Here is a 925-nt window from a genome sequence, read left to right as displayed (position 1 = left end):
GCTCGAGGCGTGCCAAAGGATCGCCGCGGATCACGAGCTGATCATCGAAAGCGCCGGATGGCGCAGCCTGGATTCCGGCTTTGCCTTCGAGCCGCTGTTTCGCGTCAGCATCCCCGCCTCCGACGGAACGGCTTTCAATCTGGAAAAGGACATGTTCGTGTATCTGGCCGAACAATACGGTTTGGCAGCCTCGGACCTCGGACGCGAGTTTTATGCCGGAGGCGAAAGATTCCGGATCACCGGCATCGATCCCCGGAGGCCGAAATATCCTGTCTCCGCCGAGCGGATTCCCGATCGCCGAGGTTTCAAATTTACGGCCGAAAACGTCGTGATGCATCTGCAAGCCCAGAGCAAATCATGAAGTTCTCACATTGTTCTCTACCTTGGCCAAAATCGCAGCTTCGGGCCGGTTAGGCCAACATGATATGGAACCAGCGATGAAGCTTCGCCTCACTATCGCTTTTATGCTCGGCTTTCTGATTGGGGGTTTCGTGGTGCTCGCCGTCATCAGCTCCACGTGGCTGACACAAGCCCTCACTTACAACTTTAGCTGGGATCGAGGGCGCGAATGGTTCGGCGCTCTCAGTGGCTGGGCTGCCGCAGCGGGCGCGCTCGTTGCTGCCTGGCTGACCGTACCGCACCTGAAAAGGCAGGCTGACTTCATTTGGGGCGACGCGCCCCCGACACTCGACGTAATCGAACATCTCGCCGAAGACAACACTCTCGTCGTCCGCCTCGTTAACTGGAACCGGCGCGCGATATTCCTTGAAGACATTTATGCGTCCACCAAGAAGCGCCCAAAGAATCTCGACGAACAAGTAGCCATGTGGCAGATCGGGGATGAGAATGGAGCGCGCGACGGTGGTTTCCCCGTTCAGATCGATGGGTGGGAAGATCGCGACAAGCGTCCGAGCTTTGTCCGTGT

General features: G+C 57.8%; 2 protein-coding genes. Both read left to right on the top strand.

Translation table 11 applies throughout. The annotated features are described in order from the left end of the window. Positions 1–361, top strand: a 361-nt coding sequence (locus EN780_RS35420) for a hypothetical protein (RefSeq protein WP_128276550.1), incomplete at its 5' end; no start/stop codon positions are given. A 76-nt stretch (positions 362–437) separates the two neighbouring features. Next, on the top strand, positions 438–925 hold a 488-nt coding region (locus EN780_RS35415; RefSeq protein ID WP_133372917.1), incomplete at its 3' end, for a hypothetical protein.

Origin of the sequence: Mesorhizobium sp. M4B.F.Ca.ET.089.01.1.1, assembly GCF_004022605.1 — a bacterium.
Classification (GTDB): Bacteria; Pseudomonadota; Alphaproteobacteria; order Rhizobiales; family Rhizobiaceae; genus Mesorhizobium; species Mesorhizobium abyssinicae.
This window is presented reverse-complemented; position numbering and strand designations above follow the sequence as displayed.